Genomic DNA, 22696 nt, shown 5'->3' with positions numbered 1-22696 from the left:
AAGGACTTTTTAGTTTATTTAGTTGAAATATTTTTTAAATCAATGATCAGCAGATCCACATTTTTACACCTGAGAATTCCTTTTTCTCTCTTCTTGTTACCTTTCTTTTTGTTTGCAGCAAGTCAGGCCGAGGCCATTCATATAACTAACCTAGTGCTGGCTTTTATCATCATCCATTTTTTGTTCTACCCGTCCAGCAACGGCTTTAACAGTTACTATGACAAAGACGAAGATAGCATAGGAGGGTTGAAAAAGCCACCTCCTGTAAAAAAAGAACTTCTTATTGTATCGCTGTTGCTTTTTGCTTTTTCGCTAATACTTGGGCTATTTATAAACACTGCCTTTGCTGCTATGGTACTTGTGCTTGGATTAGCATCAAAAGCCTACAGCCATCCGTCTATTAGGTTAAAAAAACTGCCTATAACGGGATTGATAGTTGTTGCCCTGTTCCAAGGCAGCTATACTTACATGATGAGCTTTCTTGCTATAAGTGATTGTAGTTTAGAAGGACTAATGACTGAAAGGAATCTCTGGGCTGGTACTTTGTGCAGTTTAATGCTCTTCGGCTCGTATCCTATGACGCAAATTTACCAACATAGCGAAGATGCACGCCGTGGAGACATGACATTTAGCCGTTTGCTAGGTATTACAGGCACTTTTTCCTGGACTGCCGCAGTATTTGGACTCTGCATGATCGGCTTTGCTTATTTTTTTAACCGATACTATGGACTGTTGACCACCGCCCTTTTTATAGTGGCTATGTTACCAGTCATGACATACTTTTTTAAATGGTTTTACCTTACCGCAATGAAAGGTAAGCCCGTAACCTATGAATTTGCCATGCGCCTTAACCTGCTTTCTTCCATGGGTTTTATAATATTCTTTGCGTCCTTGATATTATATAGGGCCTGCTGAAAAAGTCACAAGTGTGCAAGATAAACATGGCCTTACATGAAGACGTATTGGAATACTTCGAATGTAAGACCATAAAGTAGATTGTGCGCTTGTGGCTAGCCCAAAAAAAGTATTAGATTAAAAGTTTCTCGATTTACGGTACACGGGAAATAAGAAATAACTAAAAAAACTTGCACCTATACGTCTTTTTTAAACAAATATAAACAGATTAATCTTTTGGGCGTTTTTCAGTGCGCCCTATACAACCTTACTTCCTGATTTGCTTATGTTTCTTTTAAAAGATAAAGCGAAGTAAACCAACAGTGCACTCAAAGCTCCGGCAATTAGTGATAAGGCAACTGCCCCTGTAATATACTGTAAAAGGTTGCCCGAAACATTCTCATAAGAAAAACCCTGTACAAAAAAGATATCATTCTGAGGGTTTTTAACTAAAAAACTGCCAGTGTAATAACTAGCGTATATAATCAATGGAATAGCAGGAGGAATGCTAATATGAGAAGCAACTACAACAAGAGCCTTATTTAATTTTAAGAAATGGGCAACAGCAAGGCCAACTATTATCTGATAACCCCAAATAGGAAATATTCCCATAAAAACGCCAAAGCCTATTGACAAAGCCTTCCTATGCAAAGATTCATTTTTGTCAAAGAAGTTTTTTTTTATGAAATGGTTTATGTTCTTCTTCGTGAGAGACTTGATGAACCTACGTGGGATATAATATAACAAAGCCAATGTAACGAGCCAAGTATTAAGAATGCTGATCCTTGTAAAATCTTTAAAAGGACGGAAATGCGTGACCCTTTCTGCTTCATAATGCACCTTGATAGGTATGTTTTTAACCTTAACACCTTTCCATGCAGCTTTAACAATAACTTCGACCTCGAATTCAAATTTACGGGTAAGGTACTTTAAATCCTTAAGCTGATAAATGGGGTACAGACGGAACCCTGATTGTGTATCTTCTAGACTTATGCCCGTTTCCACTTTAAACCAAAAATTAGAAAACTTATTCCCAAAAGAGCTTTTTCCAGGAACATGCTCTTGGTTCATATTTCGCGCACCTATCAACAGGCACTCAGGCTCTTTTTCTATTTCATCCAAAAAACTTGGCAGGTCTGAAGCAAAATGCTGGCCATCGCTATCAATGGTTATCGCATAACGATATCCCTTTTCAAGTGCATGCTTAAAACCATTGCGCAATGCCATTCCCTTTCCCAGGTTTTTATCATGACAAACCAGGTCAAATCTGCCTGAATAATTATTTAAAATTTCGGAAGTCCGGTCGGTTGCCCCATCATTCACCACAATTACATCACCCGTATACTCCAGCACATCATCAATAACCCCTTTTAGCGTTTTTTCATTATTATAGGTAGGTATAATGACACAACACTTTAGCTGGGCAAACCTTTTGCTAAACTCCATCAGGAAAAAGTGGCTTTTATTTTAAAATTAGTATCACCTCCAGAAAGCAGGGAACTGGCATTGACTGTAAGCCCCGCCTCCCCTTCTTTTGCATGTATAAGCAAGGTTAATTTCGGATCATTACGCGGGTCAACAAGTTTCAAGTATTTGATATTACCTGCTTCTTTTAGCCGATAAGCTTTGCCCTTTACCTCTGAAATCAGCTCCTTAAGCATCTCCAACAAGCAAACGCCAGGCAACACAGGCTGTTCGGGAAAGTGTCCTTTAAAAATTTCATGCCCCGCATCTAAAAGAACTTCTATCTTGTAGTTTTCATCTTCTACATCTATAGAAGAAATTTTATATAAATTATCTTTAAGTATCATTTTGGTAAAAGTTCTAATTCAAGACTTAAATTCATAATATTATGCGCTAAAAAAATCGTTTGAGGTATTTCATTTTCTCTATAGCTAAAGGTGGCTTTGGTAGAAATGAAATTAAGAAAAGATTTATTTTGAGCTGTTAATACCCTATTGGCTGTATTATCGACTTTCAGCCTGGTACCGTCGGCCATTTTGAATATAGTTTTGTCATTTTCCGTCTTGACCTTTTTTACTTTAGAAGGATTTTCCAACACATCCAGCAAAAGCATCCTAAAGTCATTTTCAATCAATTTCGTCAACTTCTTTTCTTCCAGCCTCTCAAAAGTTTTGATCCATGTCAGCCCATCCTGATCTAAGGTAAACTCCATGAGCGTAGGCCCAGGTTTTGAAAGCATAACCACATGATAAGAAGAAACTCCGGTCCTCTTCAATACCAGAAGCCCACTGACTTGACTCTCTTTGTAATTAAATGTCGCATTATAAACCAGCCCTTTATTCAGAAGTGTAATATAAGGATCAGGCAAACTGTAGTGCTTCGAAGTCTTGCATCCGAAAAATAAGCAAAAAATTACTATAATCGAACATATCTTATTGGTTAGAAAAAACTTCATCTGCAATAGCTTCATTCATTTTCTTATCAAAAAAAGAAATCAAAGTGTAATCTCCTCCATCTTCTTTCAGTTTCACCTTAGATACAGCGTAGTCTTTTTTGTCAAAGTATACATTTATTCCTGCGACAAACTTTGCCATCTGCGCTTCTTTTGGAACAAGCTTGGTGAGGTAAAAGTCTTCAGATTGTAAAAACTCGATATCAAACTTTTCATCATCAAGCACATTTCCTTGAATGCTATTGACAATTAGCTCATTTATCTCTTTAAAGGATTTGCTACCGCTTAGATCCATCGTATTGGACTTTCCCTGATCCTTGACAATAACTTCTTTCCCATTTAATACAATAGAATATTCAAACGGCTCATTGTACTCCCACCGCAAAAAACCTGGTTGCTTAAATCGAATAAGTCCCTCTGATTGAATTTTATCAGAAAGGATAGCAAGATACTTTTCTTGTTGAAAAGAAGCTTTTATTGTTTTTGTAGATGTAGCCACTGCTTCAAGGCCTTTCTTAAAGGAATCAACATCTTGCATTGGTGAAAAACCCCGTTCTTGGGCAAAAGCTGATAGCCAAACCGTAAAGCATAGAAATAAGGTTAATAATCCTGTCTTTTTCATTCTTGCATATGGGGAATCAGTGTACATCTATAGTTATTTTTTTCAGCAAACAATAAAACCTCTTCCAGAATTTTGGCTATATCAGGTCTATTGTCATGCAGTAAAATAATAGCGCCAGGCTTAATTTGAGCAGTAACCCTCTTTACAACTTTCCGAAAATCCTTTGCTGTAGTATCAAAAGAACGAATATTCCAGCCAAAAACTTTCATTCCCAAGTGATTTATTGCTCCTGCAATAGATGGATTTGTTATTCCATACGGCGGTCTAAAGGCGAGAGGCGCTTTACCAGATATTTCTTGAATGATATTATTGGTTCGAGATATTTCCTCCACTACCCTTTTCTTCCTGTAAAACGGGAAAAAAGGGCTGTGTCCATACGTATGGTTCCCAATCAAATGACCTTCCTTTAAGATCCTTTCTGCAAGTACCCTTTCGCTTTCCAAGCTTTTACCTATACAAAAAAAAGTTCCTTTTGCATCGTACTTATTGAGCAAATCCAGCACTTTAGGTGTATATAAAGCAGAAGGCCCATCATCAAAGGTCAGTGCAATTTCCTTTTTATCTGTCACAAAAGAATTAACTGCCCTAACAAAAAAATTCATGCCAATAAGAAAAGCCCCTCCTATCACAAGCCCTGAATAAAAGACAAGAATCAAAATATAGACTGAATAGTGGATATCAACAAAGAAAATATCGAGAATAGTAACTAAAATAGCAATGCTAAAAAGCAATATAGATATAACCCTAAAATTCAGCATTTTGATATTAGTCCCAAAGAATGATACTTATCTTTATAAACATTATAAAACAACACCTTATTGAGCTTTTTTGGGCTTGAACCTTTCACTAAAGTTTCCTTAAACACTTCTTGCCTTTGAAGCATTTTAGCAGCAAGGTGATAACCGAAAGAGGGAGCGGTAAAATACTCACCACATAAGTTTTTATAATGTATAATTGCTTTATCACTAAACAAGTCAGCGACTAGCTTATGGTACGTTTCATCTTCCTTGGTGTTACCATTATACCCAAGCATCACCACATCAACATCTTGGATTGAGGAGTTGTTATTCTTCAGGAATTCTAAAATTTCTTCTTGTACCTCAGGCTTAGACTTACGTCCATAAGCCGTTTTTACACCATCAATGCAAGCAAAAGCAGACGGTGTTTTATGTTTTGATAGTACAAAAAAAGCAGCGCCTTCTCCTGGTACAGGCAAGAATTTTTCTTTAGAGGAAGCTTTTGAAAAGCAACCTATTTGCGTGAGAATATTGGCAACCCCTGGAATCAGCTCGTCTGCACCACCTACCAGAACATTACTGCACCCTTCTTCCAACTGCATAACAGCATCTTGTAAAGCATTTTCAAAAGAATGTATACGCTGGGAATATGTAAAGTTATAACTAGGGCACGTCAATAAAAGAGCAACCTGCCCTGCAATGGTATTATGCGTAGATTGTATAAAGGAGGTTGGAGAAAGCAAGGTTTCTCCATGGTCGATAATGTTGTTCAGAAACTTCTCCGTATCATTAAGACAACCCAAACCTGTTCCAACGATAATTGCTTCTGGTTGTTCTACACCTGCACTTACCAAGGATTTTTTAGCCGTAGCAATGCTCATCTTAACAACTTTAGACATCCTTCTGGCTTGCATAGGAGGAATAAAGTCGTTGTAGCTGGGTTCTAAAACCTGAAAATAATCCTTAGGGGCTACGAATTCGCTCAAGTAATTATCTTCATCGAAAGTATGCTGAGGAGAAATAGCAGAAACGCCGGTAATATAAACTTTCATAGGCCTGAAAAAATTAAAGATGTGCAATTCCCTCCAAAGCCAAACGAATTTGACAATACACAGTTTACTTGCTGATTTTCCTCCAATGCATATAACGGTGCTTGAGGAAGGACGTCCATAGGAGTGGTAAGGTTCAGGTTTTGAAATTTCAAGTTATAATGAATTGCCATAACGGAAAAAACAGCTTCAATAGCACCTGCGGCTCCTAATGTATGCCCCGTGAACGACTTGGTAGAACTATAGGCAGGAACGTTATCTACAAAGATGTCTTTTAAAGCCATGCTTTCTGACATATCATTGTTTGAAGTGCCTGTACCATGTGCATTAATATAGTCAATGGCTCCTATTTTAATACCTGATACCTCCAATGCTTTTTTGATGGCCAGTGCTGCCCCTCTTCCTTCTGGAGAAGAAGCGGTTTGATGGTAAGCATCGTTGGCATTGCCATACCCGCAAAGTTCTGCAAACACTTTTGCTTTTCTACGCTCTACGCTTTTTTCAGACTCTAAAACGAGATAGGCAGCACCTTCACCAAGGTTTAAGCCTGCCCGGCTTACATCAAAAGGCCGGCACAGTTCACGGTCCAAAATCTTTAAAGCGTTAAAGCCATTTAACGTAAAAATAGACAAAGCATCAGAACCACCAGCAACAATGCAGTCATGGGTACCAGCCTTGATCTTCCTTGCAGCAAGCATAATTGAATTGGCAGAAGAAGAACACGCCGTACTAATGGTACTTATAAAACCTTCCAGGTGACATCGGTCTGCAATAAGCTCCGTTCCAGCACCACAATCGTGTCCTCCAAAAGCGGCAGTATAGTCTAAATTTTCACCTTTTCGAGCACTGCTATAATATTGCTCTGAAATATCCATCCCTGCCACAGAGGTTCCGTTTATCAACCCTGCTTCACGGCACTGCGTCTGGGTCAAACCGGCCATCACAAGTGCTTCTTTCACAGCTACCAACCCTAGCATGTTAGTTCTTGAAGTTTTTCCGTTAGATAAGCCTGCTAACTCCTTCAATTCTTCATTAGAATACTTAACCTCACCAACCACCATTTCATCTTTATAGGCTGTAGGCAAATATTGAGGCAAAGCAATTCCTGAGCTGCCTTTGCACAGCATCCTCAAGTTCTCCTTAGAGCCATTTCCTAAAGACGAAATTATCCCAAACCCTGTTATATATACTTTAGTAGACATTATTAGCTTTTCTTGCTTTCAATATAGCTAGCCATGGCAGATACCGACTGAAATACCTCTTTACCTTCTTCAGCACTGGTAATTTTAATACCATAATTTTTCTCCAAAAGAACAATTAGCTCAAGCGCATCAATAGAGTCCAGTCCCACACCATCACCAAACAATGGTGCTTCCGCATCTATTTCTTCGGCTTTAAGATGTTCAAGATTAAGATGCTCTACAATTTCTTGTTTTAATTTCTCAATTAAATTATCCATTTTCTTACCTTTTATCTACCTGAGTTAGGGAGAAGCAAAGCCTCCCTGTTAAACTTGCATACTTGCCTATCTTCGGCATCTTTCTCTACCAAATATAAAGATGCTGAATAGTTTTCTGAAATATAATCAATATATCCTGTGATACAGGAAGTATAACCTTCGTTTGCAATAAGATTATTTACATAATCATACAAAAACCCGGCATCATAGTCCTCCATAATAAAACAAGAGTTCTCTCCAAAAATTCTATTTCGTATACAGATTTCACCTAACATAATGTTGGGCAAAGTATATACAAAAACAGCAGGTGAGGGATAATAGTGTCCCCTGTTTTTATAAGACTCAAAATGCTTTTCATCTGAAGCCAATGAAGAATGTTTATTGCCAATGACAATAGCTGTTTCTGCACTATCTCTAAGCTTACAGTTAGACAAAAGGACTTCTGTTGCCAAAAAAGCCAACTTGCACAACTCGTCCATCTTAAAATATTTGGGGTAAGCAATATTCAAGAAATCATAAATACCTCTTGCATACTCATTAAATGAGTTTGAAGGCCACTCGTTTTTCATCAAGCGAACTCCGTTTTTAAATACCCCTGTAGGACTTATCTGGCAATATGAAGAAACTCCAATGTTCATATCTTTTCAAAAATTACAGCAGCATTACACCCTCCGAAACCAGAGGCTGTTTTCAAGGCAATTTGACATGAAAGTTCTTTGTTCATTTCAATAACAGCAATGTCCTTGGAGACCCCTTTATTTTCCAGTCCCAAAGATTTAAATAGTTTGCCAGCGGTCAATTGCCGTATGCTCATAATAGACTCGATCACCCCAGCAGCACCCAGCGTATGCCCCCAAAAACCTTTTAGGCTATTTAATGGGACATGGTTCAAACCAAGTGCATCAAAGGCAATGGCTTCCATTTCATCATTATATACTGTGGCGGTACCATGTGCATTGATATAGCCCACATCTTTTGCTTCCAGCTGGGACTGGCGCAAAGCTTTTGATATGGCAAGTTTCAGCCCTTCACCAGTCCGTGATGGGCCAGAAATATGATTGGCGTCATTGGCTTGTCCTCCTCCTGCTATAAGGGCAAGTGAATCACGATCATTACTTAAACCAGGGTCATTGCTCAGGACCATAGTTCCACAAGCTTCTCCCAGACTTACCCCGTCTCTTGATTTATCATAGGGCTTACAAGGCTTATCGCTAATAGCCATTAATGACTGGAACCCAGAAACAACAAACTCATCAAGAATGTCACCTCCTGCCACTATTACGTGATCATAAGCTCCGGTGTTAATCATCTTCTTCCCCACAAGTATTGCTGAAACACCTGAAATACACGCATTAGAAACAACCAACGGCGTACAGGTCAGTCCAAAATACCCTGCTAAATAATTAGCAAGCGCTCCAAGCCTGAGACGCTCTCTAGGTATATCAGGGTTTTGTTGCGGATTGAGCAGGTCTATGTTTCCTTTTGTACTTGAAAGAATTAATAAGGTCTTGTCCTTATTAAGCTTACTAATTTTCTTAAGAGCACTGCTTATTGAAAGAATAAGCATTCCCTCCAGCCGAGTCACTTTATCTTCAATGCTGTTAATTAAACTATCATTTTCAATCAACGCACCATGAAAACTGCTTGCAGACAGCTTGCCAGGCAATATTTCTTTAATAGCAGTTTCCTCATTGCTTATAGCAGAAAAATTCTCCTCAGTGGTAAAACCTAGAGGCGAAATAATATTATCGGCAACTGAGTAAACTTTCAAGCAGTAAAAACTTATATGGTTTAAATATTATTTTTCCTTTTCCAATCGATGTAAAAATCTGGGGCTATAAGCTGAAGCTCTCTTTCATTATTGATAAACACCTGCTCTGAACAACCTGTAGCACATAAGTCGCCACTTTCTTGATTAATAATTTTATAGCTAAAAACAATCTTAGCAGCCGCAGTATCAATGTATGATGTTTCTACAATGCAAGTGTCTGTATAAAAAATAGGTTTTTTATAGTTGCAGTCCAGTTTAACTATAGGTATAAGAAAGCCATTCTTGTATACCTCCAAATAGTGAAGTCCATATTCTTTCCCAAATGCCTCTCTACCATCTTCGAAATACCTAACATAATGTCCATGCCAGACAATTCCCATGCTGTCTATTTCACTAAACCTAGGTTTTAATTCTATGGTATTTACCAGCATTAACTTTCTTGTTTGATAAAGATTCTTAATTCACATTCTGCTATGCATTCATCTTTCATATTAAAGACCGCACCTTCTACCACCTGAATATTTGAGAAATCATGTGTCAAAGTTGTCCTGGTATAAATTTCTTCACCCACCAAAGGCTGTGCTTTAATCTTTAATTTCTTAATGCCAGCAATGTAACCAACAGGCACTTCTTGCCCAGCATCAATAAATTTTGTACCTGCATATAAAGCAGCGGTTTGAGCTATGTTTTCTACTAATCCGCCTTCATTAAAAACCCCATTTTCTACAAGTATATTGCTGTCCTTTACTTCTAAGCCTGAAACTACATAAGATGCCCCTTTTTCATAAAGCTTGTCAACCATTACAAAAGGAGGCCTTTGGGGTAAATACTGATATAACTCTTCGTCTTTCTTAATTATTTGCATTTTCATTGCTTTCATAAATACCTCCTTTAACATCTTCACTCCAAAAGTCGTAGTAATTAAACCATTGAAGCGGATACTGCTTTACTTTCTCTTCAAGAGAATGAACATACTTATATAATACGTCTTTCGGTTTTAGGCTGGGGTCAAGTACAGCTGGGGTTGATGAAAGATGATACTTAAAGTTTTTACCCCGTACTGCATACACAAAATTAAACGGCACCTTTAATTTTGAAGCCATAACAAAAGGTCCTAATGGGAAGAAAGCATCTTTGCCAAGAAAGTTTACCTTCTCCACACGAGCCCCGGCAACAAACCTATCGCCATGCATGCAGATAATCTCCTTTCTCTTTAAAGCATTGTTAATCAAAAAGAGATGGGAGAAATCCTGTTTTATAGGAATAATGTTTACGTGTTCGCTTTTCACTACCTTTTCAAGATATCCTTTAACCTTTTGCTCTTCTGCTTCAAACATCAGAATATTAATTTTGATGTCAGCCTCCTGAAGCATAAAACCTGCAATATCCCAGCTCCCTACATGACCGCTAATGAGAATCCCTCCTGTTTCTTTTAAACCTTTCAGGTGTTCAAGCCCATGGCAAGTATATGAAAACTTATGCTCCATGCCAGAAAGAATAGCTATCTTGTCCAAAAGCGTCTGTCCAAAAACATAGTAGTTTTGATACACAGATATGAAAGACTTTATGCGACTATAGCCATGTCTATCCCTAAAGTATTTGAACATGCTATAGGTAGCACCAGGTGCAGAAAACACGAAATAAACCGCTACAAATCTTAAAAGGACATAAGCAGATCGAAGCCCAAGTTTTTTGAGTATAAAAATAAATATTTTATACCCCAGTACACCTCCACGGGTTTTGCCTTTCCATGTAGTACTACTTGTTTTCAACTTTTTGAGCTATATAATCATAAAAGTCCTGAAAAACATGAATATTCTGAAAGTCTTCCTGCTGAACTTTAAAACCAAAATTACTTTCTATTTCAATAACGAGATCTAAGTAATCCAAGCTGTCGAGCTGCAATGTTTCTCTTAAGTTTGCCTCAGGTTTAATGGCTTCCGGTTCAACTTCAAATTCATCAACCAAAAAACCGTTGATTTTTTCGATTATTTCCTGCTTAGTCATAAAAAGGTATTTCTATTTAAATTTTTTAATAATAATGGAAGAATTTGTACCTCCAAATCCAAAAGAGTTGGACAAGAAAGTATCAAAGTTTTTCTCTATAGTAGAAAAAGCAAAGTTAAGGTCTTTAATTTCATCTTCAGGCTCTTCCAAGTTAACATTAGGAGCAATGAAGTTATTTTCCATCATAAGCATAGAATAAATAATCTCACTAGCCCCTGCCATCCACATTTCGTGCCCAGTCATAGACTTAGTAGAACTAATTAAAGGATTGCTTTCCCCAAAAACATTTTTAATGGCTATTCCTTCTTTTAAATCTCCGACTGGAGTAGATGTAGCGTGTGCATTTATATACTGAATATCAGATGCTTTAACACCGGAATTTTTTAGTGCCATTTGCAATGAGGAAATTGGGCCCTCTACATTTGGGGCAGAAATATGATCTCCATTAGAAGAAAACCCATAACCAATAACTTCCGCTAGAATTTTTGCACCACGTTGTTTGGCCGATTCATAACTCTCGATGACCAGAGTAGCGCCGCCACCACTAGGGATCAAGCCATCTCTGCTTTTATCAAATGGCCTAGAAGCCTTGGCAGGCTCATCTTCTTTAATAGAAAAAGCACTTAAGCCATCAAAACTTCCCATGGAGTGATAGTTTACTTCTTGAGCACCGCCACAAATCACAATGTCTTGCATACCTGATTGAATCATCATGTACCCAAGCCCAAGCGCATGAGAGCCACTCGCACAAGCTGCACTTATGGTCATGTTAATACCTCGCAGCTTAAAAATAGTAGAAAGGTTCATGGTAATGGTAGAGGTCATCGATTGAAAAGTGGATCCGCTACCTATCAATGCGGTATCTTTCTTTTTCTCCAATAATTGATATGCCTCAATGCATGGTTTTGCCGAGCTGTCATTTCCATAAATTATTCCAACATCCTTTTGGGCAAGAAAATCTTCGTCAATGTTAGCATTTTTCAATGCTTCTAATGTTGCAACGTAAGCATACTCAGCTTGCTCTGACATACCAACCCGCTGCCTCCGGTTAAGGTGTTTCTTTAAGTCAGGTTTTGGAACTATTCCGGTAAGAGAAGACCGGAAACCAAGCTCTTTTCTCAAAGGCTCTGTTCCAATACCGGACTTTCCATAATACAACGAATCTCTTACAGAGTCCAGATCAAGTCCGATGCAGGAATAAATCCCCATTCCGGTAATTACAACCCTTTTCATCAATTTTATTCTTATTTTATATTATTAGGATCTAGAGGTCTATCCATAGTTAAAAACATGGATGTTAAACCCATCAATAAAGCCCTCCCGTTATGCATATTACCTCGCCTGTGATATATGAAGCGTTCGGAGAACTTAAAAAGCCCACAAGGTCAGCTACTTCTTCTGCAGTTCCAAATCGCTTTAGAGGAATATGAGACTTATACTGAGCTTCATCAATTCCTTCTATCATTTCAGTTTTGATAAAACCAGGGGCTACTGCGTTAACGGTAATATTTCGTCTGCCAACTTCTTGGCTCAAAGCCTTCGTAGCACCAATGACAGCCGCTTTAGAAGCTGAGTAATTAGTTTGGCCGGGCAAACCTTTTACACCTGACAAAGAAACAACATTGACAATCCTTCCATATTTGCCTTTAATCATTTCCTGAAGCACCGGCTTGGTAACATTGTAAAAACCTCCCAAACTAATATTCAAAACATCATCCCATTCCTCATCTTTCATCCACACCATGAGATTGTCTTTTTTAATACCGGAGTTGTTTATCAAAACTTCTATGGAGTCATCTTTGTGTTCATTATACCACCCTTCTATTACTTTCCGTACCTCTTCTCTATCAGAAACATCAAACTTCATTAATGTAGCTTCTACGCCTTTTTCCTTAACCAGTTTCAATGTTTCTTCAGCCGCCGACTGATTAGACAGGTAGTTTATTAAAATATTGTAACCTTGTTCGGCAAGTTTTAGGCAAATAGCCCTACCTATCCCCCTAGACCCGCCGGTCACCAATGCATATTTCATTAAAAAAAACTTTTTTTATGACTAAATATTAATTCACTAACACAATGCATTCACCTCAAAAAATTTAAATACCTATTGGGTTTATATTCATCAGATGATTTTTAACCTTTTTCAAATCCTTATAAATAGGATAATCTTCTACAAATGCTGGGACTATTTCTCGGATATCCCCAAAAGTTTTGGCAGATAAAGGAGACAGCCCCTCCGTTTTCTCTAAAGCACTTAGGGCTTGTACAATGGAAATAAGTCCTATAGACAATACCTCAAAAGTGTTATCTATAACTTTTTTTGAACATATTGCCGCATTCGTTCCCATACTTACGATATCTTGGTTGTCATTGTTGTTCGGGATACTATGCACATACATTGGGTTCGAAAGCATCTGGTTTTCGGCTGTGGTAGAAGTGGCCGTAAACTGCACACCTTGCATACCGAAATTAAAGCCTAGCTTCCCCATATTAACAAAAGGCGGAAGTAAATCATTCAACTTAGGATTCATTAAAAAATTCAACTGTCTCTCTGCAAGCATAGATAACTTTGTAATGGCAATCTTTAGCTTATCCATTTCCAGTGCTACGTAGTCGCCATGAAAATTACCTCCGTGAAAAACATTTTGAGCTTTTACGTCCACTATAGGATTGTCATTTGCCGAATTTGCCTCCTCAAGCAGTACTTTTTGACAGTGTTCCGTAGTTTCAAGAATTGCGCCTACAATCTGTGGCACACACCTAATGGAATAGTACTCCTGAACTTTCTCCAAAAAAAACTTCTCTTCTGTAACTTTACTATAAGAGTACGATGATCTTTTTTTGACATATTGGCTTTTGTCAAGGGCTTCCCTTATTGTTGCTGCCACTTTCTGCTGGCCAATATGCATCTTTGCATTGTTGAGTTCTTCAGAAAAGTAGTCATCATACGTATCGACCAGCTCACTGATCATAATGGACGCAACAAGACCCCATTCTATAGCCCTTTTTGCATAAATGGTATTTACAAGGCCAATACCCGTCATTATACTGGTACCGTTCATGACGGCAAGTCCCTCTCTTAGCTTTACCTTCATTGGCTCTATGCCAAGACTCTTAAAAACTTGCGCAGTGGGTTTGCGCTCACCTTTATAAAAAACCTCCCCCTCTCCTATCATAACAAGGGCAAGATGGGCAAGTTGTACCAAATCGCCACTGGCCCCTACACCTCCATGCTCAAAGATAAGTGGGGTAATGTCATTATTAATTAATTGAGCCAATACATCAAGAGCTGAAGAGTGAACACCTGAATAACCTAAAGAAAGGGTATTCAACCTGGCCAGCATAGAAACTTTTACATATTCAGGATCAAGGATATTGCCAGATCCTGATGCATGGCTTCGAATGAGGTTATACTGAAGTTGCTCTTGCTCTTCTTCCTTAATACGATACTGTGCCATTGGGCCAAAACCAGTATTTATACCGTAAATAATCTTATTCTCAGAAAACTCTTTCAAAAAACTATAGCTTTCCTCTACCCGTTTTCTGGAATACTCTGAGATTGTTACCTTTTGCCCATGCAGCGCATTGAGCAAGTCGGGAAGCGCCAACGAAGAAGAACCAAGTTCTATCATTATAATTTTTAATACTAATACGTGTTCGTCTACATATAGCATGTAGAAATTTTACAAAAAAAACTATATTGGTAGTATAAACAAAATATAGTTTCGTCGTTTTACCTTCAATACTTACATGATCAAAGCGGCAATTATTTATTTCCGTTTATTTGTAATACCTTGAGTTAGTTTGAAGAGTTCCCATACCTAAAATAAATATTAGTAAAGATAAATGTCAGTTAGTTACACCGAGGAAACAGACGTCCTCGTAATCGGAGCGGGGCCTGCGGGAAGTATTGCCGCCTCAATATTAAAAAATGAAGGTTTTGAGGTCAAAATAGTAGAAAAAGAAGAATTCCCCAGGTTTGTTATAGGAGAAAGCCTACTACCAAGATGTATGGAAAACTTGGAATATGCTGGCCTGCTAGATGCTGTTGACAAAGCAGGGTTCCAAAAAAAATTCGGTGCTAAGTTTTCCCATGTCAGAAACGGGCATATTACTGATTTTGATTTTTCTACCCAGTTTACCAAGGGGTGGAGCTGGACTTGGCAAGTAAAAAGAGCTGATTTTGATACTATTCTTGCAAAAGAAGTAGAAAAAAAAGGCGTAAAAGTATCTTATAAGTCAACTGTTACGAAGGTTTCTTTTATCCAAAACCACGCATCTTTAACAACTATACAAAAAGAGGACGGGACTTTCTATACTATAAAAGCAAAATTTATAGTAGACGCAAGTGGATACGGACGTGTACTACCGAGGTTGCTTAAGCTAGACGAACCGTCAGACTTTCCAGTAAGAGCTGCTTTCTTCAGCCATATCAAAGACCCGAACAGGCCTAAAGGAAGTGATGGGAACAGAATTCTAATCATTGACTATACAGATGGCGTATGGTTATGGGTAATTCCATTTTCAGATGGCACTACCTCTGTAGGAGTAGTTGGCGATCCTGACATAATAAACAGGTATGAAGGAGATGAAATCAACCAATTTGCCCAATGGATAGAAGCAGTCCCCGATCTGAAAGGACGCTTCTCGCCAGAAGATATAGTTTTAGGCCCCAAAAAAATCACAGGCTATTCGGCAGCAGTAAAGAAGCTTTACGGAGATGGTTTTGTACTTACAGGCAATAGCACCGAATTTTTAGACCCTATTTTTTCCTCAGGTGTCACATTGGCGAGCGAGTCAAGTGCAGTAGCTGCAAAATTAATAGCACGGCAACTAAAAGGTGAAAAACCTGACTGGGAAACCGAATATTCAGATTACCTTAAACTAGGCGTAGATGTTTTCAGAGCATTCGTCAAAAGGTGGTATGACGGGAACCTGCAAAAAATCTTCTTTACTTCTGAGTCGAACATTGAGCTAAAAAGTCAAATTTGCTCTGTTTTAGCCGGGTATGTTTGGGATTTAAACAACCCTTTTGTAAAGAAACATGACCGGGCCATACTTGCATTAGCCAATGTTTTAGGAGACCTAAAGAAATAAGCATTAAAACATTTTCGTATAAATAAAGGGCATAATTTTCCCAAAAAGTTATACTTAATGAAAAACCTTTTCCATAACCTTTACCTTTTAATTCAAAAATACAAAGGGGTTGCTGCGGCTTTTTTCGGCTTGTTCATCGCAGGCTGCTTTTACCTAGTAAGTACATTAAAGCTTGAAGAGAATATCATCAATGTCATTCCTAAGGACGACAACCTTACTAAGATAAGTGAGGTGTTGGAAGGTTTTAAGATTAACAACCGTTTGGTATTTCATATATACACCAAAGATTCTCTATCCTCGCCAGAACATTTAATAGAGCACAGTACTATTTTCGCCGATAGCCTGAGGCAAAAGTATCCCGAACTTATCCAAAACATCCAAATAAGCTTTTCAGATCAACACCTGGAAACCCTTTACAGCTTATACTCAGAAAAACTACCCATCTACCTGACAGCAGAAGATTATGAACAAATCAACCAAAAAATCACTTCTGAAGGGTTAGAAAATACTTTAAAGAAAAACTACAAAGCCCTTGTTTCCCCTCTTAGCATTGTGAACAAAAAAATGCTAATCAACGATCCGCTGGGCATAGTAAACTTGCCACTCCAAAAAAGCAGTACCTTTCAGACAGATGAAAACATTAAGCTTTATCAAAACCATCTGCTATCTCAAGACCAAAAACACTTGATCTTTTTTGTAGAGCTTGCAAACCCGCCCAACGAAACTTCTAATAACGGTAAACTTATTAAAGGGATAAACCGTCAGATTGAAGCTTTTTCTGATACGAGTCCTGATTTTAATATAGAGTATTTTGGCCAAACTGCTATTGCCGTTGCCAACGCCAACCAAATTAAAGAGGATATTTTCATCACTATTTCACTAGCCCTCATTGTACTGTTTCTGTTTATATCATTTTTTTACAGAAACATGTTCATTTTTTTTATTGGAATTACCCCTGGACTATTCGGAGCATTGGTTGCTCTAGCAGTACTTGCCTTAGTAAAAGGAACAGTTTCTACAATTTCTTTAGGAGTAGGATCTATTTTATTGGGCATAACCATAGACTATTCCCTGCACTTATTTACCCATTACAAAGACCACAAGGAAGCCAGTACATTGTTTAGAGACCTGAATACGCCACTTCTGATTAGCAGCCTTACCACTGCAGCGGCTTTTTTGTCACTGATATTTCTACATTCAGAAGCCCTTGCCGATTTTGGCATCTTTGCTGGAGTTAGTGTTTTAGCAGGTTCTATTTATACCCTCACAGTGCTCCCTCATTTTATTATAAGGAAAAACAATAAAACAGCAACAAAAGAAAACCCTCAAAACTTTATTGAGAAAACCGTGTCTGCTATTGCAGAATACCCATTTTTTAAAGCTAAATGGTCTTTGCTTTTATTGTTGTTCCTTTCCGTTGCCAGTTTGTTTACATGGAAAAACTACGCTTTTGAGGATGACATGAACCGGCTTCACTATATGCCACCAGAGCTAGCTGCATACGAAGAGAACATTAACCGCATTTCTACCTTTTCGGCCAATACCGTTTTTGCCATCACATCCGGGCAGAATTTAGAAGATGCTTTGGAAAAAGAGCTGAAAACACGAGAAAAGCTAGAAAAACTTAAAGATCAGGGAAATATTTTTTCTTACACCTCTGTCAATGATCTTGTGCCAGCGCCATCTGTTCAGCGGGAGCGGTTGCACCAGTGGAACAGCTATTGGCAGGAGCATAATGCAGACTCAGTATACACTTCATTTATTTCTAAAGCCTCTCAAACTGGCTTTAAAGCAGATGGATTCTCTACCTTTGAGACGCTGTTAAAGAACACTTATGCACCATTGGAGCAAGAACATATCGAGAAAATATTTTCTGTATTTGGAGATGACTATATCGTTAGCCAAAATGGCAAAGTATCAGTCATTTCTACCATAAAAACCACCACAGAGCATAAAGCCTCAGTAATAAATGTATTAGAGGAGCTGGACGCCGCTTTGGCATTTGACAAAAGCTATCTTACATCAAGCTTAATCCGTCTTCTTCAGGAAGATTTCAACAAATTAGTTAATATATCGCTGATCGTTGTTTTCCTGATTATATTTATAACATACGGCAGAATTGAAGTAACCCTTGTGATATTCACTCCAATATTAGTAAGCTGGTTATGGATTTTAGGCATTATGGGCTTTTTTGACTTACGGTTCAACATAGTCAATATTGTTGTTTGCACGTTCATTTTTGGGCTTGGGGTAGACTACAGCATATTTACCACCCGCGGGTACTTGCAAGACGCAGCCAAAGGGCTAAAAACCATACTATCGTATAAAAAATCAATTATACTTTCAGCCGTAACAACCTTATTAAGCATCGGAGTATTGGCATTTGCACGACATCCAGCGCTACAATCTATTGCCCTGCTGGCTATTATCGGGATTACCTCTGTAACCTTTATTACATTTACCCTTCAGCCACTCCTTTATAACTTTTTAATAATAAAGAGGAAACAGAAAGGGCTTATTCCCTATACTTTTAAATCATTGTTTCTTTCCTCCTTCGCTTTTGTTTATTTTCTGACTGGTTGCCTTATACTCTCATTGATAAGAGCGGTGTTTTACCTACCTATTCTGCCTTCCAGGCGCAAAAAGCTCATTTACCATCATGTTATTAGAGTCTTCTGTAGCTCTCTTGTCTATATCATGAGAAACGTAAATATCAGCATTGTAGGAAAATCGCTTGCTGACTTTTCTAAGCCCTCTGTGATTATTGCCAACCACCACTCTTTTTTAGATATTCTACTAATGCTCATGTTACACCATAAAGTGGTAATGGTAACTAACGACTGGGTATACAATTCTCCATTTTTCGGATCAGTAGTCAAATACGCAGATTTTATTTCAACCACCGTTGGTGTAGAAGAGCAGGTGGGCAAAATTGAAAAGCTTATTGAAGAAGGGTACTCAATAGTTATTTTCCCAGAAGGGACAAGGTCTAACACTGCCGAAATCGGGCGTTTTCACAAAGGTGCACTCTTCTTAGCTCAGCACTTTAAACTCGATATCCAGCCTGTCATTCTCCATGGCACAAGCTATACAATGCCTAAAAGTGATGGTTTTTATTTAAAAAGTGGGAATATTACGGTAAAATTCCTTCCTCGGATTGCCTATGGTTCAGAGCTGTTTGGCTCGGGATATTCTGAAGCGACAAAAAAGATCAGTAGGTATTTCAAAAGTGAATACAAAACCCTCAGGATGGAGCAGGAAAATCCACTTTATTATAAAGAAACAATCTTAAAAAATTACCTTTACAAAGGCCCTGTCTTAGAATGGTACCTAAAAGTTAAATTCCGGCTGGAAGGTTATTACCTATTACTTCATGAGCTAATTCCAGCAGAAGCAAAAATTTACGATATCGGTTGCGGATATGGGCTAATCTCTTATTCTTTGGCATTTTCTTCTTCAAAAAGACATATTATAGGCATTGACTATGACCAAGACAAAATAGAAACAGCAGCCAATTGCCCGGTTAAGCCTTCTGGCTTATCGTTTATTCATGCCGATGTAACAGGTTTTTCTTTTGAAAAAGCTGACGTTTTTATAATAAGCGACCTATTGCATTACCTGCTTTGTGAAGAGCAAATGAAGTTATTGAAAAAAATAATAGACAACTTACCTGACCATGGGATGATAATCATACGTGATGGAAACAGTAGCAATACCAAGCTGCACAAAAGAACAGCGCTCACAGAGGTTTTTTCCACTCGGTATGGTTTTAACAAAACCCAAAATAGCTTTTGCTATATTTCTGATAAAATGGTACAAAGTTTTGCAGAAAACAATAACCTGTCTTTAAAAACTATAGACAATACAAAATACACATCAAACACTTTATTTATTCTGGAAAAGAGCGGCAATGGAAAAGTATGATATTATAATAATAGGTAGCGGACTCGGAGGACTTGAATGTGGATCTATCCTTAGCAAGGAAGGGTATAATGTACTTGTGCTGGAAAAAAACAAACAGTTAGGCGGCAACCTACAAACTTTCGTACGGGACAAACAAATTTTCGATACTGGAATACACTACATTGGTGGGCTGGACGAAAACCAGAACCTCAACCAATACTTTAAGTATTTGGGCATCATGGACAACCTTAGGCTAAAAAAGTTGGATGAAAATGGCTTTGACATCATCACCTTTGAGGGGGACGACACAGCCTATCGTTACGGACAAGGCTATGATAACTTTATAAATATACTATCATCTTATTTCCCGCAAGAAAGAAAAGCCATAAGCGACTTTTGTGACAAAATTAAAGAAGTTTGCGAAAGCTTCCCTTTATACAACCTTAAGGTAAGCAACTTAGACTTTAGCAGTATTCCATTTTTAACCATCAATGCCAGAGACTTTATTGCCTCATTCACAAAAGATGAAAAACTGAGATCAGTCCTGGCCGGCACAAACCCACTTTTTGCAGGAGAAGGGGACAGAACCCCTCTTTACACTTATGCGCTGGTTATCAATTCTTATATAGAAAGCGCCTATAGATGCATCAATGGTGGCTCCCAAATTGCCATACAGCTTACTCGCAATATTCTCAATAATGGAGGAAAAGTAATTAAACATGCCCAAGCTAAGAACTTTATTTTTGACGGAGACAAAATCCGCTTTGTTGAACTCGCAGATGGAAGAAGGTTCGAAGCAAAGCAATTCATATCTAACGTACACCCTGCCGTAACGCTAGATATGATACAAGAAGGTGTAGGCATACGCAAAGCCTATAGAAAAAGGATAAGCAGCTTAGAAAACTCGGTTTCTGTGTTTATCATATACATAGTATTGAAAAAAAATTCCATGAAATACTTCAACTGCAACTATTACCACTACATTGACAAAAATGTATGGGACGGTGCAGTGTATGGTGATGACTGGCCAAAAGGGTATGCTTTATTTACAGGAGCATCATCAGAAGAGCAGGAATACACGGACTCTCTTATAGCCATGACCTATATGCAATATGCGGATACGGCGCCTTGGGCTGACACTTTTAATACTGTCGCTTCAGAAAACGACCGTGGGTCAGGATATGAAGCTTTCAAAAAAGAAAAAGCAGAGTTACTGTTAGATAAGATAGAAAAGAAATTCCCTGGACTGAGAGAAAATATTGTATCCTACTATACCTCCACTCCTTTAACCTACAGAGATTATATCGGCACCAAAGATGGGTCACTATATGGAATAGTGAAAGACCATAAAGATCCTTTACGTTCTTTTATAAGTGCCCGAACAAAAGTTCCCAATCTATTCCTGACAGGCCAAAACCTAAACATGCACGGTGTTTTAGGGGTAACCATAGGATCAATAACAACCTGCTCCGAATTTTTAGGTCATGAGTATATTTTAAACCAGGTAAGGAGGGCCTAAAAAACAATAGTCTAATTCATTGGTTAAACCTGAAATATACATTAGAACTTTCTATTACGTGGCAAAAAAACTTCAAATCAGACGCTTCGCTCGTATTTGGTTTTTAACCATAGAACCACTATGCTTTGCAAACCAAATACGCTGATTTTTTGTTCTTTTGCCCCTCATAACGAAATCTAATGCATAATCCAGGTTAAATATTAAACCTTACCACTGATGATTCTCTTGAAAAGATTTTTCCAGGCGATTGTCCTGATCATACTATTAGGATTTTTATGCATCTCTTGTCTTAAAAGATCAGCCGGAAAGTCTTTTGTCAATAACAAAGCAAACTTCCCATACGATGCCATTATTGTTCCAGGGTTTCCATATGAGGACGAGGAGTGGCATATTATCATGAAAATGAGGGTGCATTGGTCCCATTACCTGCATAGCAATGGCTTTGTCAAAAAGGTTATTTACTCTGGGGCAGCAGTTTACTCGCCATACGTTGAAAGTAAGATAATGAAAGAGTATGCTATGGCACTGGGCATTCCAGAAGAGGATATCCTGACCGACACTCTTGCGGAACACAGTACAGAAAACTTATACTACTCCCATCGGCTTGCCCGAAAAAATGGACTTGAAAAGATAGCGTTGGCCACAGACCCGGTTCAAAACTTTGCATTACGGCGCTTTGCAAGAAAAAATGATATTGAGGTAGATTTTCTCCCCATAGTTTTTGACACCCTAGAAACGCTGCAAATGCACACCCCGAACATCGATCCTTCCCGGGCATTTGTGAAGGACTTTACTCCTCTCACTGAAAAAGAAAGCTTTTTTGAGCGGCTACGGGGAACTATGGGAAAAGAAATAGACCCTGACGTATACAAGTAAACCTACAAAAAAGCAGTAGTTTCAACCTTATCCTCCGTTTACAACGGCATATTTTTGAAATTAGGGTTACCCATTTAGATACCTTATGTTTTATTAGCTTACATAGGCTCGTTTAGTAACTTTTTGCCTCGCCGGCAGGGCCTTACTTTTTTTCTTAGACAAAAAAAGTAAGCAAAAAAGTCAAGGCCTGTGATGAAATTTGCTAAACTTTATAACCATTACGCTATCCCGATAGCTATCGGGATGAAACTCACCCTCCTGGCGTCGGGCTCAAACAGCAAATTTTTTGGCCGCTTCATGCTTATAAAGTTCTTAACGCAATTTCATCAATGGCCGCTTTATTATC

At 38.3% G+C, this 22696-nt stretch carries 22 protein-coding genes; 5 read left to right on the top strand and 17 right to left on the bottom strand.

What is annotated here, in order from left to right; translation table 11 throughout:
• Window positions 1-42: 42 nt before the first annotated feature.
• Entirely contained in the window at window positions 43-915 is an 873-nt protein-coding gene (locus RCC89_04410; GenBank protein WMJ72407.1) for a UbiA family prenyltransferase, read from the top strand.
• Window positions 916-1152: 237 nt separating this feature from the next.
• On the opposite strand, the gene RCC89_04405 is transcribed toward RCC89_04410, so the two are convergent.
• The 17 genes from RCC89_04405 to RCC89_04325 all read right to left on the bottom strand — a co-directional run bounded on the left by RCC89_04405 (window position 1153) and on the right by RCC89_04325 (window position 14587).
• Window positions 1153-2340, bottom strand: coding sequence for a DUF2062 domain-containing protein (locus RCC89_04405; GenBank protein ID WMJ72406.1), 1188 nt, complete (start codon window positions 2338-2340; stop codon window positions 1153-1155).
• Window positions 2340-2705, bottom strand: a complete 366-nt coding sequence (locus RCC89_04400) for a 3-hydroxyacyl-ACP dehydratase (protein WMJ72405.1) — start codon at window positions 2703-2705, stop codon at window positions 2340-2342. Before RCC89_04400 ends, RCC89_04405 begins: the two co-directional genes overlap by 1 nt.
• Window positions 2702-3226 (bottom strand): hypothetical protein, encoded by a 525-nt coding sequence (locus RCC89_04395; protein WMJ72404.1) that lies wholly within the window; start codon window positions 3224-3226, stop codon window positions 2702-2704. The genes RCC89_04400 and RCC89_04395 overlap by 4 nt, the downstream gene beginning before the upstream one ends.
• 64 nt (window positions 3227-3290) lie before the next feature.
• On the bottom strand, window positions 3291-3932 hold the full coding sequence (locus tag RCC89_04390; GenBank protein WMJ72403.1) for an outer membrane lipoprotein carrier protein LolA: 642 nt from the start codon (window positions 3930-3932) through the stop codon (window positions 3291-3293).
• Window positions 3929-4690: a polysaccharide deacetylase family protein gene (locus RCC89_04385; GenBank protein WMJ72402.1), complete on the bottom strand. Its 762-nt coding sequence runs from the start codon at window positions 4688-4690 to the stop codon at window positions 3929-3931. Before RCC89_04385 ends, RCC89_04390 begins: the two co-directional genes overlap by 4 nt.
• A complete protein-coding gene (locus tag RCC89_04380) occupies window positions 4684-5721 on the bottom strand; it encodes a beta-ketoacyl synthase chain length factor (protein WMJ72401.1) in 1038 nt (345 codons plus the stop codon). The genes RCC89_04385 and RCC89_04380 overlap by 7 nt, the downstream gene beginning before the upstream one ends.
• Window positions 5718-6920: a beta-ketoacyl-[acyl-carrier-protein] synthase family protein gene (locus RCC89_04375; GenBank protein WMJ72400.1), complete on the bottom strand. Its 1203-nt coding sequence runs from the start codon at window positions 6918-6920 to the stop codon at window positions 5718-5720. Before RCC89_04375 ends, RCC89_04380 begins: the two co-directional genes overlap by 4 nt.
• Before the next feature lie 2 nt (window positions 6921-6922).
• Window positions 6923-7177, bottom strand: a complete 255-nt coding sequence (locus RCC89_04370; protein WMJ72399.1) for a phosphopantetheine-binding protein — start codon at window positions 7175-7177, stop codon at window positions 6923-6925.
• 11 nt (window positions 7178-7188) lie between these two features.
• Complete coding sequence (locus RCC89_04365; GenBank protein WMJ72398.1) at window positions 7189-7815, bottom strand: hypothetical protein; 627 nt, start codon at window positions 7813-7815, stop codon at window positions 7189-7191.
• Complete coding sequence (locus RCC89_04360) at window positions 7812-8948, bottom strand: beta-ketoacyl synthase N-terminal-like domain-containing protein (protein WMJ72397.1); 1137 nt, start codon at window positions 8946-8948, stop codon at window positions 7812-7814. Before RCC89_04360 ends, RCC89_04365 begins: the two co-directional genes overlap by 4 nt.
• A 20-nt stretch (window positions 8949-8968) precedes the next feature.
• On the bottom strand, window positions 8969-9379 hold the full coding sequence (locus RCC89_04355) for an acyl-CoA thioesterase (GenBank protein ID WMJ72396.1): 411 nt from the start codon (window positions 9377-9379) through the stop codon (window positions 8969-8971).
• A complete protein-coding gene (locus tag RCC89_04350) occupies window positions 9379-9819 on the bottom strand; it encodes a hypothetical protein (protein WMJ72395.1) in 441 nt (146 codons plus the stop codon). The genes RCC89_04355 and RCC89_04350 overlap by 1 nt, the downstream gene beginning before the upstream one ends.
• Entirely contained in the window at window positions 9800-10720 is a 921-nt protein-coding gene (locus tag RCC89_04345; GenBank protein ID WMJ72394.1) for a lipid A biosynthesis acyltransferase, read from the bottom strand. Before RCC89_04345 ends, RCC89_04350 begins: the two co-directional genes overlap by 20 nt.
• Window positions 10707-10955 (bottom strand): acyl carrier protein, encoded by a 249-nt coding sequence (locus RCC89_04340; protein ID WMJ72393.1) that lies wholly within the window; start codon window positions 10953-10955, stop codon window positions 10707-10709. The genes RCC89_04345 and RCC89_04340 overlap by 14 nt, the downstream gene beginning before the upstream one ends.
• A gap of 12 nt (window positions 10956-10967) precedes the next feature.
• Window positions 10968-12188, bottom strand: a complete 1221-nt coding sequence (locus RCC89_04335) for a beta-ketoacyl-[acyl-carrier-protein] synthase family protein (GenBank protein WMJ72392.1) — start codon at window positions 12186-12188, stop codon at window positions 10968-10970.
• Window positions 12189-12261: 73 nt separating this feature from the next.
• Window positions 12262-12987, bottom strand: a complete 726-nt coding sequence (gene fabG, locus RCC89_04330) for a 3-oxoacyl-ACP reductase FabG (GenBank protein WMJ72391.1) — start codon at window positions 12985-12987, stop codon at window positions 12262-12264.
• A gap of 64 nt (window positions 12988-13051) precedes the next feature.
• The gene (locus tag RCC89_04325; protein WMJ72390.1) at window positions 13052-14587 is read right to left on the bottom strand and encodes an aromatic amino acid ammonia-lyase; all 1536 of its coding nucleotides are present in this window, start codon (window positions 14585-14587) and stop codon (window positions 13052-13054) included.
• Window positions 14588-14801: 214 nt separating this feature from the next.
• On the opposite strand from RCC89_04325, the gene RCC89_04320 reads away from it, so the two are divergent.
• From RCC89_04320 to RCC89_04305, 4 genes are all read left to right on the top strand, one after another.
• Window positions 14802-16052 (top strand): NAD(P)/FAD-dependent oxidoreductase, encoded by a 1251-nt coding sequence (locus tag RCC89_04320; protein ID WMJ72389.1) that lies wholly within the window; start codon window positions 14802-14804, stop codon window positions 16050-16052.
• A 57-nt stretch (window positions 16053-16109) separates the two neighbouring features.
• The gene (locus RCC89_04315) at window positions 16110-19976 is read left to right on the top strand and encodes an MMPL family transporter (protein ID WMJ72388.1); all 3867 of its coding nucleotides are present in this window, start codon (window positions 16110-16112) and stop codon (window positions 19974-19976) included.
• The gene (locus RCC89_04310) at window positions 19963-21474 is read left to right on the top strand and encodes an NAD(P)-binding protein (protein ID WMJ72387.1); all 1512 of its coding nucleotides are present in this window, start codon (window positions 19963-19965) and stop codon (window positions 21472-21474) included. Before RCC89_04315 ends, RCC89_04310 begins: the two co-directional genes overlap by 14 nt.
• 216 nt (window positions 21475-21690) lie before the next feature.
• Window positions 21691-22350 (top strand): YdcF family protein, encoded by a 660-nt coding sequence (locus RCC89_04305; GenBank protein WMJ72386.1) that lies wholly within the window; start codon window positions 21691-21693, stop codon window positions 22348-22350.
• Window positions 22351-22696: the final 346 nt, after the last annotated feature.

The sequence above is a fragment of the Cytophagaceae bacterium ABcell3 genome (assembly GCA_030913385.1).
Taxonomy (GTDB): domain Bacteria; phylum Bacteroidota; class Bacteroidia; order Cytophagales; family Cytophagaceae; genus ABcell3.
This window is presented reverse-complemented; position numbering and strand designations above follow the sequence as displayed.

Bases quoted from the DNA above. Each gene is read 5' to 3' on its own strand.
- RCC89_04410 (WMJ72407.1), top strand. From the start codon at position 43: ATGATCAGCAGATCCACATTTTTACACCTGAGAATTCCTTTTTCTCTC.
- RCC89_04405 (WMJ72406.1), bottom strand. From the start codon at position 2,340: ATGGAGTTTAGCAAAAGGTTTGCCCAGCTAAAGTGTTGTGTCATTATA.
- RCC89_04400 (WMJ72405.1), bottom strand. From the start codon at position 2,705: ATGATACTTAAAGATAATTTATATAAAATTTCTTCTATAGATGTAGAA.
- RCC89_04390 (WMJ72403.1), bottom strand. From the start codon at position 3,932: ATGAAAAAGACAGGATTATTAACCTTATTTCTATGCTTTACGGTTTGG.
- RCC89_04385 (WMJ72402.1), bottom strand. From the start codon at position 4,690: ATGCTGAATTTTAGGGTTATATCTATATTGCTTTTTAGCATTGCTATT.
- RCC89_04380 (WMJ72401.1), bottom strand. From the start codon at position 5,721: ATGAAAGTTTATATTACCGGCGTTTCTGCTATTTCTCCTCAGCATACT.
- RCC89_04375 (WMJ72400.1), bottom strand. From the start codon at position 6,920: ATGTCTACTAAAGTATATATAACAGGGTTTGGGATAATTTCGTCTTTA.
- RCC89_04370 (WMJ72399.1), bottom strand. From the start codon at position 7,177: ATGGATAATTTAATTGAGAAATTAAAACAAGAAATTGTAGAGCATCTT.
- RCC89_04365 (WMJ72398.1), bottom strand. From the start codon at position 7,815: ATGAACATTGGAGTTTCTTCATATTGCCAGATAAGTCCTACAGGGGTA.
- RCC89_04355 (WMJ72396.1), bottom strand. From the start codon at position 9,379: ATGCTGGTAAATACCATAGAATTAAAACCTAGGTTTAGTGAAATAGAC.
- RCC89_04350 (WMJ72395.1), bottom strand. From the start codon at position 9,819: ATGAAAATGCAAATAATTAAGAAAGACGAAGAGTTATATCAGTATTTA.
- RCC89_04340 (WMJ72393.1), bottom strand. From the start codon at position 10,955: ATGACTAAGCAGGAAATAATCGAAAAAATCAACGGTTTTTTGGTTGAT.
- RCC89_04335 (WMJ72392.1), bottom strand. From the start codon at position 12,188: ATGAAAAGGGTTGTAATTACCGGAATGGGGATTTATTCCTGCATCGGA.
- fabG (WMJ72391.1), bottom strand. From the start codon at position 12,987: ATGAAATATGCATTGGTGACCGGCGGGTCTAGGGGGATAGGTAGGGCT.
- RCC89_04325 (WMJ72390.1), bottom strand. From the start codon at position 14,587: ATGATAGAACTTGGTTCTTCTTCGTTGGCGCTTCCCGACTTGCTCAAT.
- RCC89_04320 (WMJ72389.1), top strand. From the start codon at position 14,802: ATGTCAGTTAGTTACACCGAGGAAACAGACGTCCTCGTAATCGGAGCG.
- RCC89_04315 (WMJ72388.1), top strand. From the start codon at position 16,110: ATGAAAAACCTTTTCCATAACCTTTACCTTTTAATTCAAAAATACAAA.
- RCC89_04310 (WMJ72387.1), top strand. From the start codon at position 19,963: ATGGAAAAGTATGATATTATAATAATAGGTAGCGGACTCGGAGGACTT.
- RCC89_04305 (WMJ72386.1), top strand. From the start codon at position 21,691: ATGATTCTCTTGAAAAGATTTTTCCAGGCGATTGTCCTGATCATACTA.